General features: G+C 30.2%; 19 protein-coding genes. 1 reads left to right on the forward strand and 18 read right to left on the reverse strand.

Features of this window, described 5'->3' with window-relative positions:
* Window positions 1-404: 404 nt before the first annotated feature.
* The 17 genes from ACLTBU_RS06815 to ACLTBU_RS06895 all read right to left on the reverse strand — a co-directional run bounded on the left by ACLTBU_RS06815 (window position 405) and on the right by ACLTBU_RS06895 (window position 15,145).
* Entirely contained in the window at window positions 405-1,094 is a 690-nt protein-coding gene (locus ACLTBU_RS06815) for a TIR domain-containing protein (protein WP_412218312.1), read from the reverse strand.
* Between the two features lie 62 nt (window positions 1,095-1,156).
* Window positions 1,157-1,630 (reverse strand): hypothetical protein, encoded by a 474-nt coding sequence (locus ACLTBU_RS06820; protein ID WP_412218313.1) that lies wholly within the window; start codon window positions 1,628-1,630, stop codon window positions 1,157-1,159.
* A 5-nt stretch (window positions 1,631-1,635) separates the two neighbouring features.
* The gene (locus ACLTBU_RS06825; protein ID WP_412218314.1) at window positions 1,636-2,475 is read right to left on the reverse strand and encodes a hypothetical protein; all 840 of its coding nucleotides are present in this window, start codon (window positions 2,473-2,475) and stop codon (window positions 1,636-1,638) included.
* A gap of 237 nt (window positions 2,476-2,712) precedes the next feature.
* Complete coding sequence (locus tag ACLTBU_RS06830) at window positions 2,713-3,312, reverse strand: recombinase family protein (RefSeq protein WP_412218316.1); 600 nt, start codon at window positions 3,310-3,312, stop codon at window positions 2,713-2,715.
* Window positions 3,313-3,648: 336 nt separating this feature from the next.
* Window positions 3,649-4,524: a hypothetical protein gene (locus ACLTBU_RS06835; protein WP_412218317.1), complete on the reverse strand. Its 876-nt coding sequence runs from the start codon at window positions 4,522-4,524 to the stop codon at window positions 3,649-3,651.
* Window positions 4,525-4,655: 131 nt separating this feature from the next.
* The gene (locus ACLTBU_RS06840; RefSeq protein WP_412218318.1) at window positions 4,656-5,153 is read right to left on the reverse strand and encodes a gamma-glutamylcyclotransferase family protein; all 498 of its coding nucleotides are present in this window, start codon (window positions 5,151-5,153) and stop codon (window positions 4,656-4,658) included.
* 25 nt (window positions 5,154-5,178) lie between these two features.
* Window positions 5,179-6,102, reverse strand: a complete 924-nt coding sequence (locus ACLTBU_RS06845; RefSeq protein WP_412218319.1) for an amidoligase family protein — start codon at window positions 6,100-6,102, stop codon at window positions 5,179-5,181.
* Window positions 6,103-6,711: 609 nt separating this feature from the next.
* Window positions 6,712-6,897, reverse strand: a complete 186-nt coding sequence (locus ACLTBU_RS06850) for a hypothetical protein (RefSeq protein ID WP_412218320.1) — start codon at window positions 6,895-6,897, stop codon at window positions 6,712-6,714.
* A 375-nt stretch (window positions 6,898-7,272) separates the two neighbouring features.
* Complete coding sequence (locus tag ACLTBU_RS06855; protein WP_412218321.1) at window positions 7,273-7,776, reverse strand: hypothetical protein; 504 nt, start codon at window positions 7,774-7,776, stop codon at window positions 7,273-7,275.
* Between the two features lie 6 nt (window positions 7,777-7,782).
* Entirely contained in the window at window positions 7,783-8,685 is a 903-nt protein-coding gene (locus tag ACLTBU_RS06860) for a hypothetical protein (RefSeq protein ID WP_412218322.1), read from the reverse strand.
* A 251-nt stretch (window positions 8,686-8,936) separates the two neighbouring features.
* A complete protein-coding gene (locus tag ACLTBU_RS06865; RefSeq protein ID WP_412218323.1) occupies window positions 8,937-9,464 on the reverse strand; it encodes a hypothetical protein in 528 nt (175 codons plus the stop codon).
* A gap of 31 nt (window positions 9,465-9,495) precedes the next feature.
* Window positions 9,496-9,927 (reverse strand): hypothetical protein, encoded by a 432-nt coding sequence (locus ACLTBU_RS06870; RefSeq protein ID WP_412218326.1) that lies wholly within the window; start codon window positions 9,925-9,927, stop codon window positions 9,496-9,498.
* Between the two features lie 86 nt (window positions 9,928-10,013).
* Window positions 10,014-10,673, reverse strand: a complete 660-nt coding sequence (locus ACLTBU_RS06875) for a DUF4367 domain-containing protein (protein WP_412218327.1) — start codon at window positions 10,671-10,673, stop codon at window positions 10,014-10,016.
* A complete protein-coding gene (locus tag ACLTBU_RS06880) occupies window positions 10,673-11,209 on the reverse strand; it encodes an RNA polymerase sigma factor (protein WP_412218328.1) in 537 nt (178 codons plus the stop codon). Before ACLTBU_RS06880 ends, ACLTBU_RS06875 begins: the two co-directional genes overlap by 1 nt.
* Window positions 11,210-11,855: 646 nt before the next feature.
* The gene (locus tag ACLTBU_RS06885) at window positions 11,856-13,313 is read right to left on the reverse strand and encodes a hypothetical protein (RefSeq protein WP_412218330.1); all 1,458 of its coding nucleotides are present in this window, start codon (window positions 13,311-13,313) and stop codon (window positions 11,856-11,858) included.
* Between the two features lie 49 nt (window positions 13,314-13,362).
* Window positions 13,363-13,698: a hypothetical protein gene (locus tag ACLTBU_RS06890; protein ID WP_271013601.1), complete on the reverse strand. Its 336-nt coding sequence runs from the start codon at window positions 13,696-13,698 to the stop codon at window positions 13,363-13,365.
* A 67-nt stretch (window positions 13,699-13,765) separates the two neighbouring features.
* Window positions 13,766-15,145, reverse strand: a complete 1,380-nt coding sequence (locus ACLTBU_RS06895) for an S-layer homology domain-containing protein (RefSeq protein WP_412218332.1) — start codon at window positions 15,143-15,145, stop codon at window positions 13,766-13,768.
* A 140-nt stretch (window positions 15,146-15,285) separates the two neighbouring features.
* Between ACLTBU_RS06895 and ACLTBU_RS06900 the strand changes: the two genes are divergently transcribed.
* A complete protein-coding gene (locus ACLTBU_RS06900; protein ID WP_412218333.1) occupies window positions 15,286-15,606 on the forward strand; it encodes a helix-turn-helix domain-containing protein in 321 nt (106 codons plus the stop codon).
* 607 nt (window positions 15,607-16,213) lie between these two features.
* Here ACLTBU_RS06900 and ACLTBU_RS06905 read toward each other — a convergent pair.
* The gene (locus tag ACLTBU_RS06905) at window positions 16,214-16,819 is read right to left on the reverse strand and encodes a hypothetical protein (RefSeq protein WP_412218335.1); all 606 of its coding nucleotides are present in this window, start codon (window positions 16,817-16,819) and stop codon (window positions 16,214-16,216) included.
* Between the last annotated feature and the right edge of the window lie 72 nt (window positions 16,820-16,891).

Below are 16,891 nucleotides of genomic sequence, written 5' to 3' on the forward strand. Positions count from 1 at the left end.
CTGCTATTTTTAACGATTTATGTGTTTTAGTATTTTTTACATACGTTTATATACTTTAAAACATCCCAATACATTACAACAAGTAATTGTACTACATCGGTAGTCTAGATGCTGTGGTTTTTGCTCCTGCTAATGGCTTCTAAAAGTAGCCTAAATTTAGAATGCTTTTTTTTACTTATAGGTAAATTTAAACAAATAGAAATAGCACTTACTAGAATCTCTTAGCCTAGTAAATGCTATTTTATCGCCATTTTCTATATTTGTTGTTAACATGTTGATATTATAAACTAATACTTATCTATGTGATGATATCTTATACTAAAACTATATAGCTTTTAAAATTAATAATTATTGCTCTAACTTGTTATCCTTTATAAGATATGTACATTTTAGACTCTTCAGTCTTATACTTCTTTACAAATTTTATATAAGTCTATATTATCTTGGATTTCATAAGCTTTATCAATATAATATTCTGGAGTACTAATAAAATCATCCCATTTTACTGATATAATATAAGAACTTTCACCATAATACACCTTTGATCCATCATTACAATCACTCGTATTTGGTGTCTTTATATTAAACATATTAGCTTTTATAATATCAAATAACTTATAGGTATCTAACACTCTACACCCGCTATCACAACAACTTTTATTATATGTATAGTAAGAATAATCATTACTTCTATCAGGAATGACAATAGCTAACATTGCATTTGTTTTACTTGTTATAGACTGACCACTACTATTTTTTCTTGAAACTTCTTTTAATGAATAAGAAATCTCCCACGGAATCCATTGTTCTCTATCTGCAACAAAAATGTCCTTCATATTCTTTGATATTAAGACTATAGTTAAACTACTATCTCGTATTCTATCCTTAAGTTGATTCCAAATAGCCTCATCACTTAAATGTGATAAATCCTCTCCCTCTGACTCCCCCTTATAAATATGTTCACTTTTATCTTTCAAATACTCTTCTAATTTATCAACATAATCTCTAACTCTATTAGTTTCATACCATTCTCCTACAATATGATTTACATCTGTATCTCCATACTTATATGAAATAAATATTTTTCTTCCCATCTAATCCTCCTTATATTATATATCTAAAGGGGCACCCTCTAAGCTAGTGTCATCACTTAAAATTAATGTCTACACACTATTTTGCATATTATTGGTGCTATACTATATATACTTAATAAAATAATAAAAAGCATTGGAACCCCATAAAAACATCCTAAAGTCTTAGAAAACATAACCTTTGCAATACTTTCTACTTCATTTTTAAATCTATGTGGATTTAAATCATATAATAATTTATCATTTCCTTTTGGTCTTTCTTGTAAAACCCATGTATACATCTTTCTATACATCTTTTCAGTACATAAAAAAAATGCATCTAGATACCAAAAAGAAATTGTAACTACTAATAAAATCCCCATTACTATAAATAAATTAATCTTCTCAGGTAGCAATGCTAGAACTACAGCATATAAACTTATTAGCCATCCTTTTAACAAAAAGGAATTGCTAGCCATTCGATTTATGCAACCTTGTATCAAATCTATTTCTTTATGAATTTCCTCTATTTCTATAATTCTAGTACTATTTTGACTCATCTCAATCACTGCCTTTTTTCGCTTTTAATAGGTACTTTTTTTACTAATTTCATTGGAACTTTTTTATATAGATAATCTAAAGGATGATGACCTTCTAAATATTTCTGCTCACAACTATATTTTTTGCCATTTTTTCTCCAATCTTCTTCCCAAGACTCTAATATATCACTATCTAGCTCTATCAGTTCCTCCAAATTAACATTATAACTTATTTTTACCTCTTTATTTGCACTTTCAGTAGCAAATTCTATTGTTTCTCGCCTATATTTACTTAATTCCTGTTTTCTAATTAAATCAGTAGCTATTAATTCTGAATAAATCCATGGCGAAAATGTCTTATTACTATCTTTCATTAAATTTTCTAGTGATGTTACTGAATTCCCTGTATTTAATAGCAATACAGTTTCAGTATTATCAATCATTTCATATAGAGCAGTTACTAACATTATATGTACATGGCTAGTTGTAATATTTCTACTATAATAGTCGTACATCTTAGTTTTTTCATCATAACAATAATTTTTATCAATCTTTTTTTGTAAATCTTTTATATTTCCCCAAACACAGGAATCAATAAAGGCAGTTAACCCTAACTCTTTTTTTAACCATCCTGCTAAAACAATTGCTTCTTTTTCATCTGCATGAGAATGTGAAATAAAAATATTCGCATTTACCTTCGGAAACCATGTATTCTTCAATTTACTTCCATCAATAATATCATTAAATAGGTATTTTTCTAATTCTTGTTTAGCCAATTCTTCATCCTTTTTATATATACCCAATCCAATATCATAGTATTCTTGATTAAATTCTATCTTTTCCTTTATTTGAAATCCTGCAAACATTTTAGCCTCCTATAACAATTCTTTAAACTTATTATATTAATAAATAAAAATAAACACAATTATTTAAATAAATTTTTATTAAACTCCTTCTAATTCTCTGTGCTTTAAGACTGCTTTTTCTATTAATACCCCTAGAAAAACAAGTAAAAAACATATCTAGTCACTATACTCCCCTATATCAATATAATCATATGTATTCAAATTTGTTTTTCTTTGTATCATGTAGTTATTATTGCCTTATAATGTATTATAGATTTTTATGTATTTACTAATAGACTGTCTACTACAATTACAAAGTCTAGCTAATTCTACTTGATTAATTTCTTTTGCTAAATACTTTGGATAATGCCTAATAAAGCTCGTAGGTAATTTTTCAACTGTAAGCCTTGGTCTACCTATTGACTTACCTTTTGCCTTAGCATGAGCCATACCACTTTTAACACGTTGTGAAATCATATTCCTTTCCATCTCTGCAAAAACTCCCATCATTTTAAGCATCCCTTCTGTCATAGGGTCTAACTCACCTTTTGTGCAATCAACTACAAATGCCCCAATGATTAGTTTAATCTTCTTACGTTGTACTAATTCTATAATCTCACATAATTGCTTTGTGCTTCTTGTAATACGTGAAACTTCTGTAGTTGCAATAGTATCGCCTTGTTTAACTTTATTTAAAAGTTTATTAAGTTCAACTCTATCATCCTTTGTACCACTTTCATACTCCCAATACATATTTTGCTCACTATGTACACCAAGTTTTTTAAGCTCTCTCTTTTGCCGATTGATGTCTTGCCTAGTTTCATCTGTCGAGCATCTTGCATACCCATATATTTCCATAATTCTCACTCCTTCCATTTACTCAATTACCCCTTTGGTAAACAAAAGGGTAATTAGAATTTATTTAACATTTTCTACTCATTTTCACTACTGAAACCTTTATTTTTGACCCCTACTAGAATGTAAGCGAAACCAAATGTTTGTCTTAACCTCATTCCCTAATAAAAACCCACTAGACAGACTATAAAAGCTCCTAGTGGATTTATACGATTTTTTACAAACGTAAAAGCCTTTGGTAAGCCTTTAGCCCCTTAGCCTTATAGTAAATACCCCCTACTCTTTAAGCTTTAACGTGGCTTAAATTTGAACGCCCTATAAAAAAGTAATATTTTTACTCTACTCATTAAGAATTTTGATATCTAGAATATCAAAAATTGAAATAATCTGTGTTTCACACCCCCATATACCTAGCTTAGGCAACACTACATTACCTAAATCCTTTCCGTCACTTGTATTTTCTTGAAACGCTACAACCTTCTCTTTTTGATGCACCCACTTCAGCAATAAATCTTCTCTTAAACTTGTATGTAAGATTTCATAAGAAGTCCCTATTTGATAAGTAATTAAAACCTCTCTTGACTTTAGTAAATTCACAAGATAGGTAACTACCCCATCTACCACAAACATCGGTAAAATGATAATCTTTTTATCCTTTATATCGAGTTCCATCGTGCGTATTTTTAAACCTTTATTGGAAGTATCTAGTCTAACTGTTTGAAACAAACCTCTTTCTACCTCTACCTCTGTAACCTGAAGTTGCTGTGCCCATTTTTTATTATCAAATGACTCCTCTAAATAAGTTTCTAAATCTTCTAGGATGCATTCATTTTTAGTAGCAAAAAATGATTCGGAATAATTTCCCCAAGAACCCTCATGAAGTATCCTAATATAGCATAACCCCGTATTGAGCAAATAACTTGCTACTAACTCTTTGGTATGTGTTCGAAATGAGTCTGTTTGTAAATCCAAACCTAATCTCACTAATTGTTTATACTCCATAAGTGCAACTTCATCATAGAGATTCACTGATTGAACCCACTTCATATCACCAATCCACTTCATAGTAGAATAAGGAAGTAGGGTAATAAACTTTCCTGATTGCTGTACTGCTTTACATAAATAATTAAGAAATCCATTGTTACAATAATAACCTTCTGTAAGCTTACATTGTCTATATTCTAGGAATATCTTCTTATCAAATTTTTCAACCATATTTGATGTCTCCTTTCGTTGTTTAATGAATATATTCTTCCATCTAAAAATTTCTCTGTAATTCCAAAATAAACTCTTAAATAATTAAAAGGCATGAGCCTCCTATTAAGAAACTCATACCTCTAATTCTCTTATTTTTTAGTATCTCTTTCCCTTGCTTCCACTATTTCTACTGTTCTACTATATGCTAACGTTAATAAATTTACTCCAAGATTATTTTGAGCATAACCTTTACGTATTATTTCATAGTATTGCTGACTTGGAAGATTTACTTCTTTACGCAAATCTTCATTCATGACATAGACCATCACATCATCTATATATTCATCTTCAAAGGTATGTACTTGCATGTATTCTTTTCTATAAAAAACTGGATACCCCTCATATTTATCTAAAGCTTGCTCATCAGACTCTTGAACCTCCCACACCACTACCTTTGTTGCCCCATACCTATCTTCTACTTCTGTAGGTTCTATAGTAGCATATGCATTATTGGGTGTACCTCGAAATATGAATTTATATCCTTCAATAAAACCACACTTAACCACTTTTGCAGTTGGACATCTTCTTGCCATCTGTTCAAGATTCATATTTGAACCATAGGCTGCATACAGTCTTCTTTTTTTCATTATCATTTCCTCCATTTTAATTTAATTAAGATAATCTATCTCTCCATGCAATATTTCCTGTCAAATTTTTCAATAAATGTAATCTTGCTGTCTTAAATTCATCCCCTATCATCCCAAGCTTTAAAAGCCAAACCCTAAAAGCATACTTATCATTCTCAGTAACTGGAACGGTTACCTTTCTAGAAGCGCTCTTTGCATTAAGTGCACTTGCTGTAAGAAGTAAAGAGAATTGAATATAAGACTTTATTTCCCCTGCATGCAATGTGCCATTGAAACATCTATACTCTATAGATTGTTGTCTGCCACTTAACAAAGGATGTAAATTTAAAATATGATAGCGTGATTCATTATATCTTCTTTGCCAGTCATCATCTGAAGCTTGTGCATACCATATCTCTGCCATATTAAATAAACTTGTAGGTTTCTTTTGATACAATTTATCAATAAATTTTTCATCGAGTTTTTTACAGTATCTACTTCTTAACTGTTTTACCCCAAGAGCCTTATAGATTAGATTTTGTTTGCTATATACTATATTACAAAGAAATCTTAGGTGTTTTGCATCAAATGCATCTGCTGAAACATGAATGTGTATCCCACAGCTACTATTTACAAATGCTCCTACCTTTCTAATAACTCTAATCATTTCTTGTAAACTGACTATGTCATCATACCTCAATATAGGTGATACAATTTCTATAGAGTAGCTCGCATCAGCACTTACTCGTGTGTTACCTTGAATTTGCTGTGTAAGAATAGATGCATCACGCATGACTTTCCAAGTTCTATGTTGAGGGTCTTTTATCTCATACGTATCATAATTATCAAGTGTGCGGTTAACATTCTCTAAGCCTGTTCCAAAAAACTGAGCTATTGTTTTAGCAACCGTAAACCTTGTAGCTCCTGTACATTCAATTTCAATTCCGAACCTCAAGTCATGATAATCCATTTTTTCACTTCCCTTCTTTTACATTTGAGAAGTTTAAAAAATGGTCTTAGAATTTATCTGGTGTTGTCTATTCTTACTCTCTTCTTCAAGGTTGTCAACTCTAATTTCTCTGAGAGTTTATCAGTCTAGTTTATATGCTTTTTATAAGACACTATTCACAGGTTTATTTACATTATGAGTAAGCTATTTTTACGCCTTTCAAGAAAATTTGCTCTAAAATCCTTCTTTTTTAGATGAATTTACTGCTCTTACTTTATCAGAGCTACTTTTTATCACATTAGAAAATATAGGTGCCAAAAATATTGTGTTATCTCTTTTCATAACTACACAACCTAAGACAAAACTTATTCTAACAAAACGTATTCTTAGTAAAGAAAATTAGAATAAAACTCTTTTTAACCCCTAAAAACTATAAAAAAGTTAGGATAAAATAACTTGACAGCTATTATCCTAACTTTTTATTTTAACTAATTTTTTATATCCATTACCAATTAATTCTTTCTCTAATTGTGTTTTTTGGTTCTTTCCTTATATTCGATGTTGCGAAGTAGCTGTATTGTATTCTTCTCTCAGTACAGTAATGATAATATTAAGGTTACATTCCCCTTTTTAAAAATATGGGTTCCTTATTAAGACCGTTCCACTTTTTACACCGTCCGTTCTTATGTAATGAATGATTCTTCTTAAAACCTGCATCTTACTTTTTTCTAAGATCCACTCAGGTGACCCCTGTTCAAAAAGTGAAAGGTTATTCCTTATTGTGCGTTCTGCATTGTAAAGTTCTTTGATAAACATAAACTTTAAGTCCTCCTTAATAAAAACATTTAATTTTGCTATTTTGCCTTGTTTATTTTTTGAAACCTCTTAGAAATCCCCCTAAAATACAAGGATTCCAAAAAGCTACTTAATAAAAAAGAATATAGAAAACTTTTATCTTAAGTTAAAAGTTTAAGTATTGTAATTCTACATGCAATAACTCATAAAACTACTTTCTTTTAGCTTCTATCTTCTTTATGGATACCCTTATAATTTGAAGTGTAGGCAATAAAAAAGTACACTTCTAACTTTGAGAAATGTACTTTTTATTTACCTTATATTTATAGTATTATGTAATCATTAAATTTAATAAAACTATTTCTTATGTTAAAATGTACTGTATAAAGAACTATCTTATTTAGCAATATACATATCTATCCACTCCTTATCATCTATAATGCATATATATATTTTTTCTTTAATTTTTTCTTCTTGTTCTTCACTTTCCATATTTATACCATATACATACTTCCACTGACTTCCCAGAATTCCAATTTCTCCTTTTAAATCTAGTACTTCATTTACTTTTTTATAAATTTCTGGAGTATAATTTTCCTGTTTTGCTTTAGCCACTATTATGTACTCATTATCTTTACTTATCAGTGCTATATCTTTTATCAAATCATTTATTTCACCTAGTCCTAATTCATTTATATCCGTTATTATACTTATTTCCTCTTCTTTGAATCCCTCATAATTCATTAAATCTTTAATTACTTCAACCGCAGAAATATCAGTATATGAATTAGGTTCAAATGGATCATTTATATTATCATTTTCTCTAGAATTTTTTGTACATGAAACACCTACTAATGCTACTATTATCGCTAATATTACTATTGAAATCCTTTTTTTCATATATCTTTACTCCAATGCTGATGCTGGTACTTGTGTAAAATTGGGTGACAATGTTTTAATCTTATAGTTATTCTTAGTATTTAGCAAAGTTACTGAAGGTAGAGAACTTGTATTCATAGTATTAGTTGTGACCAATGTTTTATACATATCACTATATCTATTAGCTGTATATGTTACATTTTTTGTATCTGAGCTTTTTACAAATGTTTGCCCATTAGACTTTACTCCTTGTGCTGTCATATTATATGAGACTAACATTTTGTTTGTAGCACCTAATAGATCCCAGTCATTAGTTCCTCTTTTTCTAAATACAAATTTAATATGGGTACTTTGAGTTAATGTAACATGGGCTGAATTATACGATGTTACTTCATCTTTTTTAAATCCTAATAACTCATATGGTAGCCATCTATAAGGTCCTGTTACTGCACCTATTACTTCTCCAACAGCTTTATTTACATAGATTTCAAATATATCATTAATTCCTATTTTAGATGCCTCTACCTTTAAATTAGGATAATTTTTAATCCAAGAGTGACCATTTTTAGGTATAAATTCATATGTTAAAAACTCTTTACCATTATAAGTATTTCTTGTTTTTATAACTGTCGTTTTATTAGTAGTAGACCAACTAGGTTCAGCTTTTTGTGCAAAAGTATTGAGTATATGCTTTTTTAGTGGGTCATTATTTGGCAAGTCATTAAAATCATATACTTCACTTCCCATTTCTTCAATTTGATTTATAATATCATTTTTTGTATCGCTATATAGACTTCTACCATCCATCTCTAAAAATGATAATTTTTCTGACAATTCATCTATTGATCGCTGTTCTACTGCTCCAAATACACTCACTGAGAATACACTAAAAATTATACACATTATTATAATACTAATTTGTTTTTTCATTACATCGTCTCCTTATACTTTTATTAATATCTTGTTTCATAATCTGTTACATTTATGTTTCAGCCTTACTGCCTCTCTCTGCTATAAACTTAATAACTAGCCCATAAGAATACCCCAAATATTTTAGCTGAACAAATACTTTAAGTAAATTATTTTCTATGTAATACAACATGTATTATTAAATATAGCAGTATTACTACTTATTACGAAAAATAGAAGCACTACCTTTTCCATTATACAATTAAGTACACTTATTCATTGTATGAAATAGAGCCCCCATTAACAGTTATTGATGCAGAGGACAAATTAGTTACAGACATTTTGCTATAACCCGTTTTGCTTTGAATTAATGATACACTAGGGTTTTTATCAGTTGTTTCTTTTGAATTCCCATTAGTTAGCGCTATTTTAATTCGAACTGCTTTACTAAGTTTTAAACTAATTTCAACAACATCATCTTTCTGTAAATAGAATCCACTTGGTGAATTTGTAGGATACCAATTAGTAGTATTACCAGCAGTAATAGTTGCTTTAGCTACATCAAAAGCATAAGTTGATATATTTCCATTATTGTCAATTATAGGCCCTGACTTAACAATATTCCCTTGTGGGTCAACGATTTCATAAGATAAATCTTGCAAATCATAGACTGTCTCTTTTTCATGTTTTGATACAATAAACTTTGATTCTTTTTCAACAATACTAGATGACGCAAATATAGTACTACCCAAAGATAAAGTACTTAGTGCTAAAATTGTAAAAATTAACTTTTTTGACATAATAACCTCTATATGGTATATATTGAATTGACTAATACTTCACTTCACTACCTGTTACTGTTTGAGTTTCTGTTTTACTGCCACTGTATGCAGTAAATTTGGTAACTACTCGATAAGAATATCCCTTACTTACTTGGTACGTTTCACCCAAATTTCCTTTATGGCTACTATAAGACTTTGACCAAGTTTTTAGGTCTACCCATCGTCCATTTTTGCACTGTTGTAATGTAGCTTCGATTTTAACCTTATCTACAGAACTACTATAACCAACAATTGAACTTCTTACCTGTGCTTCACCGTCACTTGTTATTTTTAAGCCTACAGTTGCATCATTGATATAATCCATATAAGGAACTACAATATTACTTTCATTCGTATTTACTACATCCTTAGCATAAATACTTGATGCTCCAGTTACACTTAATACGCCTACTAGTACCATTAAAATACTTTTTTTCCACATAAAAATCACCTCCTTCATTTGTTATACACTTATACAACGAATGAAAAAGGCGATTAGGGACACTTTTTCTTAAAAAATCTTATTTTTTATTTAACGCTTAAACACATTTTTATCAGTTCATCTTTATCTATTTCTGACGATATACTTATCTGATACTCTCCTTGTATCCATATTATATTTTTTACCCCTTTATTTTCATAATAATAATACTCTCTATCTTCTAAAAGTATCTTTTCTAATATTGTACCCTCTGTATCTACTATTGAATTATTTGTATTTATCTCTATTTGTCTAAATAAAATTTCCTCGCCTAACCCGTTCCGATAATTAATATGCACATCATTAAAAATTTGCTCTTCTTCTATTACTTCAAATCCTTCTGGAATATACCGTGGTAAATAAGATACTTCTATCTTATCACTATGTTCTCCTTCATGTTTTTGGTATGAAATACTTGTAAACTTCTCAAATACCTCTGTAATGAACTCTATAACTCTTATTCTAACTGCTTCTACACTCATACTTAAACTTCCTACGATGCCTATTATCAAAATAGCTACACCTATTTTCCTAGTTAACCCTGTAACTTTAAGTTGTCTTTCATTTTTAATAAGTTGGCTCATCTTATTTTCAAACTCTTTTGTAAATATATGTTCTTCTCTATCTATATTCTCAAGTTGCTCTAAAATAATCATTTCTGCTTCTTTAGCTGCTTTTGCAATATCTAATTCATCAACCACTTTCACTACCCCACCTCCTTTAAGACTTCTTTTAATTTTTTCTTAGCTCTCTGTAATCTTTTCTTTACATTATCTTCTGATAGACCTAATAATTTTGCTATTTGCTTATCTGTATAATTATGGCTATATTTCAATAATATAATTTCCGAATAATGGTGAGGTAATGATAGAATTGTAGCTGTCAGTGGGTTTTCTATCTTATCTATAATCTCTTGCTCAACAGTTGTTCCCCTATGTTCTATTAACATTTCCTCATCAATTTGAACTATCTTTTCTCTTTTTCTCTTTCTATATAAATCAATAGCAGTATGCTTTACTATTATAACGATAAACCCCTTCGTTTTGGGACACTCTATATCATTAATTTTATTTAAATGCTTCATTATTTTTATAAACGACTTATGCACTGCATCTTCAGCTAAGTACTCATCACTTAAGATATCATTTGCTATATGAAACATAAGTTGCCTATACTCAAAATAAATTTTTTCAAACTTACTTTTCTCTTCTTCTGTATCTAGCATCATTAAATAGATGAACATTTTCTAGCCCCCCAATACTTCTTTTGTGTATTTCCACTCTCCCTTATTATACTATTCAAATAATTATATGTCTTATATAAGAGTCCTTATCTTTATTTAAATATTTTACCCAAGACTCTTTATATTGATTTATGCTTATTCACCATTCTCTAGTAATCTAATTTTCTTTCCCCTTGTTAATTGATACAGCCTAGTAATATCTCTTCTTCACTGCTCATCCTTCACCTGTCCACTTGTCCATTTGAGATAATGTAACCTACCTTCAAAATTTCTTTTTCTTTAAATCTGTTTTGAAAATTTTTCTATCAATGATTTCAGTCCAATCTATTCATCTTCTTTATTTATATTTTTTATCTATATTATAATTTCGACTATGTCTTTTCATTTTCTAGTTAACCCTACCCCATACTTATAGTTATATTATCTCCCTAATCCTCTAAGCAGTATGCTATTCTTTGGGTTCTACTTAATATGAAATCAGAAAAAGAATTTTTGTATATTTCTCATTTCAAGATTCATTAAATAATATTTGTAACTCATACCATATAAAGTTTCATCTATGAGTATTTAAATGATTATAAAATAATCAATAAAAAATGCACCCCTTACTTAACAAGAGATGCATTCTATATACTTTCAATCCTGACTATTTATATTTTTTCTGAAGTGCTTCTAATTGTTTGTTTGACAGAATACCACCATCTTTATGATACTCTACAAGATTCCATCCTAGCTTGCCATTTTGAGAAACTTGTTTAACGACTGCATATCCTGTTTCTTCTAGTTCTTCATATTGCTTTTGTTTACTAGTCCAATTGCTATAAGGTTTCGTCCAATCATCCTCCCAACTCTCTAAACGTGTTAAATCAACTTTATATAAATCAAATGTTATACAATAAGTCGTGTTATTTAATTGATACATATTTTTAATATTTGTTCCATACTTTAACATCCCTGCTCCATATTCTAAACTTGGAAAATAATATTTGTCTTTTGCTTTATAATAATGACAAACATCTTTAGCAGTTGTTCTATTTATATCTGGATTTACCCCAAATAGACTATATACATATTTATCTACGGTACTCACTGGGAATCCAGCATAATATCTTTCATTAATAATTGTACTCGTTACCTGCTCTCCATTTGTCAAATCTACAAATCCATGCCATTGATTGATTTGTCCTACTTTAATTAACTCATGGTCATTATACTTTGCAATATTAAAGTCTGTAAGTGCATAAGGAAAGTTTGATAAAAATCTTCCTATTTGTTCTTTTTCTTCTTTAGATTTAGTAGAGTAAACATCTTTAATAGAAGCATTCGCCTTATTTGCCTTATTATCTAGTTCCTTATAGAACTTCATGAGTTGCTCATTGCCATTTGAAGTATCAATACTAAATGCAGGTGAACCTGCTTCACCATAACAAATGAGTGTTCCTGCTGTGTACTTCTTCATTAGATTATTATAAGTATTTTCAGTGATTGTTTTAGTTTTACCACCTTGTATCTGAGTGAATGATTTGCGTTCCTTTAAAGAATCATCAACTGTTGATTCCCATAAACCTTTTACTTCTTCAATCTTTACTAATTTTCCACTTTTTACTGTATAGATTGCTATATCGTCTATACTTACATTATCATAAGGAGACTTTCCATGACCATGAGATAATTGTGTTCTATGTACCAAGTAATCTTTGCCTTCTATTTTAATCATATAGATGTCTCGACTATCTCTACGATGTCTTATATTATTATATTCTGATGAGATAGGATAAGCCTTGCCTGACTTATACCCCCATATGGATTCTACATATCCACCTATACTGTTTTCATCATTTTGTGAACGTATCATATAGAGTTCTGGAATGCCATCCCCTTCAAAATCTTGAAGATTTGCATAGACTAAACCATTCCCTCTTACCTCTCCTAAATCTTTATAGATACCATGCATCTTAATAACATTTGTTAAAACATTATAATACCCCTTAGCTAGAACTGTATCTACTGTAGTTGCATATAAAAGATTACTTATTCCACTTACTCCTATAAGCAATGCTCCTACACCTATAGATTTAACCACATTTAATAATTTGTTACTCACTTAAACCACCTCTTGATATAATGCTAAACCTTTTTCTTTCACTTCATTATCAGCCATTACCTGCTGTCATCACATGACTTCCAAATGCCACCAAAAAGGTTAGTGCCAATCCTAAAAAACAAAGTGCACTATGTACTCCAAATAGACGTAATATTTCCCATACAAGATAACCATATAGCCCTGATACTGTTACCATCATAATTGTTCCTATAAGTGGTAAGCTCCATGCTATTAATATTCCAAGAAATGCTATAACCCCTGCCCATAAGGACTCATTAATCCCTCCTATAATACAACTTGCTACCACTGTCTCCCAAAACATTACTGCACCAAATCGCTTACTCACTTCATATGCGTGTAATCCATCTCTAATTTGACTCCACATCTTGAATCCTCCTTTAATTCTTTACATCTATCACTCTTGACTATTACGAGCTGAATAGCCTACTTATCTACTTAATCTTTTTAACTTTCAACTTAATAAGTCCATCTTCATACTCACTAAAATCTATTAAAGTACTTTTCGTTTCTTTTCCATCTATAACCATCACAAAATGCTCACTTTCTAAGGTAACCTCTAATTGAGAGTTACTCTCCTTTAGGTAAGGAATATAAGTATCTATGCTTGAATACCCCGTTTCCTGCCCTGTTACTAAATCTTTTACATAAAAATAAATTCCTTCTTTGTATTGTCCATCTAATTCAAAAGCAATACCTATGTTATTAGGGTTTGTTGCAAATATATTTATTTCAGGTATGTACTCTGTTTCACTTGCTCCGTAAAGTATGGGTTTATTTGTGTCTTCACTTATTCCTTGTGTCACTTTAATTTCAACATAATGATCTTTCTTTAATTCCAACTCCTCAATCAAGTTAAAATAGACCCCTTCTACATTCGCATCATAATTTCGTAAATAGAGTCTGAATACATCGCCTTCTTTATATTTAGGTACATTAAACTTTAAGATATTGGAATACCATTCTGTTGCATTATCCTTACTGGTAGTTAGCGTCCCAAATGAATTCCCCTTACTATCAGTAAGTTCAAATGTTGCACTTACCATATCAATATTTTTCATTATCGCTCCATTGACTTGCACATGGAAAGTTGAATCATATTGCTGAACATTTTGTAGTTGTTCTACCTTTAACCTTTCAGAAGGTTTAATAAGTCTGCTTACAATTGCACTTACCTCTGCTCTTGTAATCTTATTATTAGGTTTAATGGTATTATCTTGGTAACCACTAATTACCCCTGCATTAAGCATTTTATACATTTCACTACTATACTTACTACTCATGTTCATATCTTTAATATTATTTACTGAATTGATAGGTTCTAGCATAGTATCTGGAACTGCACCATCTAAAATGTAAATAAGTTCTGCTCTTGTAGCAGGTCTATTCATACTCTCACTCGTAAAATCACCTTGTTTAATAAGACCATTTTCAATTGCATATTGTTCTACCCCTGAATACCACTTGTCACCACTATATTGATTAAGTACATCTTGTGAACCTGTATGATAAGTTGCATGAATACGTGATGCTATTGCTATACTTTGTGCTATGGTAATCGAACTATTAGGCTTAAACTTATCTTCGGATTCTCCTGCCATTAGTCCTAACTCGTAAACGGATTGAACACTACTAGAGAACCAGTCTTTTAAAGCTACATCGCTAAATGTATTATTTTTATATTCACTTACTGCAGTGAAGTGATGAGATATCATCTTATTTGTATCTGCATATGTAGGAGATGCCCCAACTAGAACTACTGAAACTGCTACTACCCCTGACATGAGTACTTGTCTTAACTTGTTTTTACACATTTCTATCTTCTCCTTTATTTTTAAATTCTGATTTTATTTTATAGTAGTATATCTTCTTTTTCAATAGTTTTAAGTAATTATATTTCTCTTTTGTCTATGTTTACTCTCTACTCTGTACAATTATAGAAGAGGTGATATATATGACATTCGGCGAAAGATTACGCTCTCTTCGGGAGGAAAATGATGTTACTCAAGCTGATATTGCAACCCTTCTTAATATTAGTGCTCGTATGGTAAGTTTCTATGAAAATGATAAACACTTTCTTCGTGATGCTGACTCTCTTATTAAACTCGCTAAATACTTTAATGTAACTACTGACTACTTACTTGGTCTATCTAATACAAAAGACCCTTATAAAAATTCTCAAATCATCGCTACTTATAATTCTCTTCCTACTGCTGGACAAGCTTCTATGGATGAATTTTTGTCTTTCCTCGCATCTAAATATAAATGTAAATAATGTATTATATAGATAAAGAGCTACTCACTCTCTTGTTGAAAGTTAGTAGCTCTTTATTTGTTCTTTTTTATTATATAGAGTAATATATTTTCTTTTCTATATCTAATTGCTCTATTGGTGAATTGAAATGATGTATACGAAATTGTTTCTACCTAGGATTCTTTAATCCCCCCTCTAAAGACCTAGCTAGGTTTACATTATTCCAGTTGATTCTTTGTTCAACTTCTTCTTTGTTCAACTTCTTCTTTGTTCGACTTCTTCAACTTGTTACATTTCGTAATTATTTCCTTATTCCCTTACCCCCTACCCCCTATTCATAATAAGTAAATATCCGTTTAATTATCTCTATTAATTTTTGAAATGCAAAAAAATTTCTGCCCAATTTTTCATTATACCCTAATTGAGTACAAAACGCTTTATTTTGCTAGATTTACCCGCCTAATCCTCCTTTATTCTTTTTATGGATTTTCCCAACTTTTTTCTGATTGAACTTATATTTCTCTAAAAATTTATCCCTCCCCTAAAAATATGCATATTTTTTTCAGTCTGTTTTCTCTTTTTTGTCTTTTTAATAAAAATATGGATATTTTTCGCTCTTCTAAGCTCTTTATCTATCCTCAGCCAGTTCGCTTTTTATCTTCTCATCCAAACCTCTTCTATGCCTTGTTACCTTATTTTTTGTAGCCTCTATTGTAAGCCCAAATTCTTCTCCTACATAAAGTATTGCTTGGTCAAATAAATTAATTAAAGTAGTTCCATTAAGCTGTGTTTTGGATACCTCTAAGTATTCCTTTACCTCAGCCATATTTTTGATCTCTTTTATAGCGAGTTGCCTTTCAACCCTTCCATTTACTTCATGTTTTTTTACTGCTCTAATAATTATCCTATAGAATTCATCATCATAGTGTCTCTTATGGGATTTATCAAACTTTCCTCTCCCTAAGTCCAATCTCTCAAGATAATTATATTTTTTATGTAAGCCATTTACTTGCTTTTCTAACCCTACTATTCTATTCCTTAACTGCTCATTTTCTAAATGTAGTTTTTTCATTTGTTGCACATCTTCATTTTGATTAAGTAATTTTAGCATCTCTTGATTGAGTGCATTCTCTTCTCTAAGCTTTATATTCTCAGTCCAGTAGTTCTTATTTAATATTTCAAGGCTATTACATCGTTTTTCTAATTCTTTTATCCTTTTCTCTTGATTCTCCATGTTCATCCTCCTCTTTTCTATCACTCTCTATCCATTACACTGTTAGTCTGCTTAATGAGTCTTTGAGTCTTT

The sequence above is a fragment of the Zhenhengia sp. genome (assembly GCF_046966505.1).
Lineage (GTDB): Bacteria > Bacillota > Clostridia > Lachnospirales > Cellulosilyticaceae > Zhenhengia > Zhenhengia yiwuensis.

Bases quoted from the DNA above. Each gene is read 5' to 3' on its own strand.
- ACLTBU_RS06815 (WP_412218312.1), bottom strand. From the start codon at position 1,094: ATGGGAAGAAAAATATTTATTTCATATAAGTATGGAGATACAGATGTA.
- ACLTBU_RS06820 (WP_412218313.1), bottom strand. From the start codon at position 1,630: ATGAGTCAAAATAGTACTAGAATTATAGAAATAGAGGAAATTCATAAA.
- ACLTBU_RS06825 (WP_412218314.1), bottom strand. From the start codon at position 2,475: ATGTTTGCAGGATTTCAAATAAAGGAAAAGATAGAATTTAATCAAGAA.
- ACLTBU_RS06830 (WP_412218316.1), bottom strand. From the start codon at position 3,312: ATGGAAATATATGGGTATGCAAGATGCTCGACAGATGAAACTAGGCAA.
- ACLTBU_RS06835 (WP_412218317.1), bottom strand. From the start codon at position 4,524: ATGGTTGAAAAATTTGATAAGAAGATATTCCTAGAATATAGACAATGT.
- ACLTBU_RS06840 (WP_412218318.1), bottom strand. From the start codon at position 5,153: ATGAAAAAAAGAAGACTGTATGCAGCCTATGGTTCAAATATGAATCTT.
- ACLTBU_RS06845 (WP_412218319.1), bottom strand. From the start codon at position 6,102: ATGGATTATCATGACTTGAGGTTCGGAATTGAAATTGAATGTACAGGA.
- ACLTBU_RS06850 (WP_412218320.1), bottom strand. From the start codon at position 6,897: ATGTTTATCAAAGAACTTTACAATGCAGAACGCACAATAAGGAATAAC.
- ACLTBU_RS06855 (WP_412218321.1), bottom strand. From the start codon at position 7,776: ATGAAAAAAAGGATTTCAATAGTAATATTAGCGATAATAGTAGCATTA.
- ACLTBU_RS06860 (WP_412218322.1), bottom strand. From the start codon at position 8,685: ATGAAAAAACAAATTAGTATTATAATAATGTGTATAATTTTTAGTGTA.
- ACLTBU_RS06865 (WP_412218323.1), bottom strand. From the start codon at position 9,464: ATGTCAAAAAAGTTAATTTTTACAATTTTAGCACTAAGTACTTTATCT.
- ACLTBU_RS06870 (WP_412218326.1), bottom strand. From the start codon at position 9,927: ATGTGGAAAAAAAGTATTTTAATGGTACTAGTAGGCGTATTAAGTGTA.
- ACLTBU_RS06880 (WP_412218328.1), bottom strand. From the start codon at position 11,209: ATGTTCATCTATTTAATGATGCTAGATACAGAAGAAGAGAAAAGTAAG.
- ACLTBU_RS06890 (WP_271013601.1), bottom strand. From the start codon at position 13,698: ATGTGGAGTCAAATTAGAGATGGATTACACGCATATGAAGTGAGTAAG.
- ACLTBU_RS06895 (WP_412218332.1), bottom strand. From the start codon at position 15,145: ATGTGTAAAAACAAGTTAAGACAAGTACTCATGTCAGGGGTAGTAGCA.
- ACLTBU_RS06900 (WP_412218333.1), top strand. From the start codon at position 15,286: ATGACATTCGGCGAAAGATTACGCTCTCTTCGGGAGGAAAATGATGTT.
- ACLTBU_RS06905 (WP_412218335.1), bottom strand. From the start codon at position 16,819: ATGGAGAATCAAGAGAAAAGGATAAAAGAATTAGAAAAACGATGTAAT.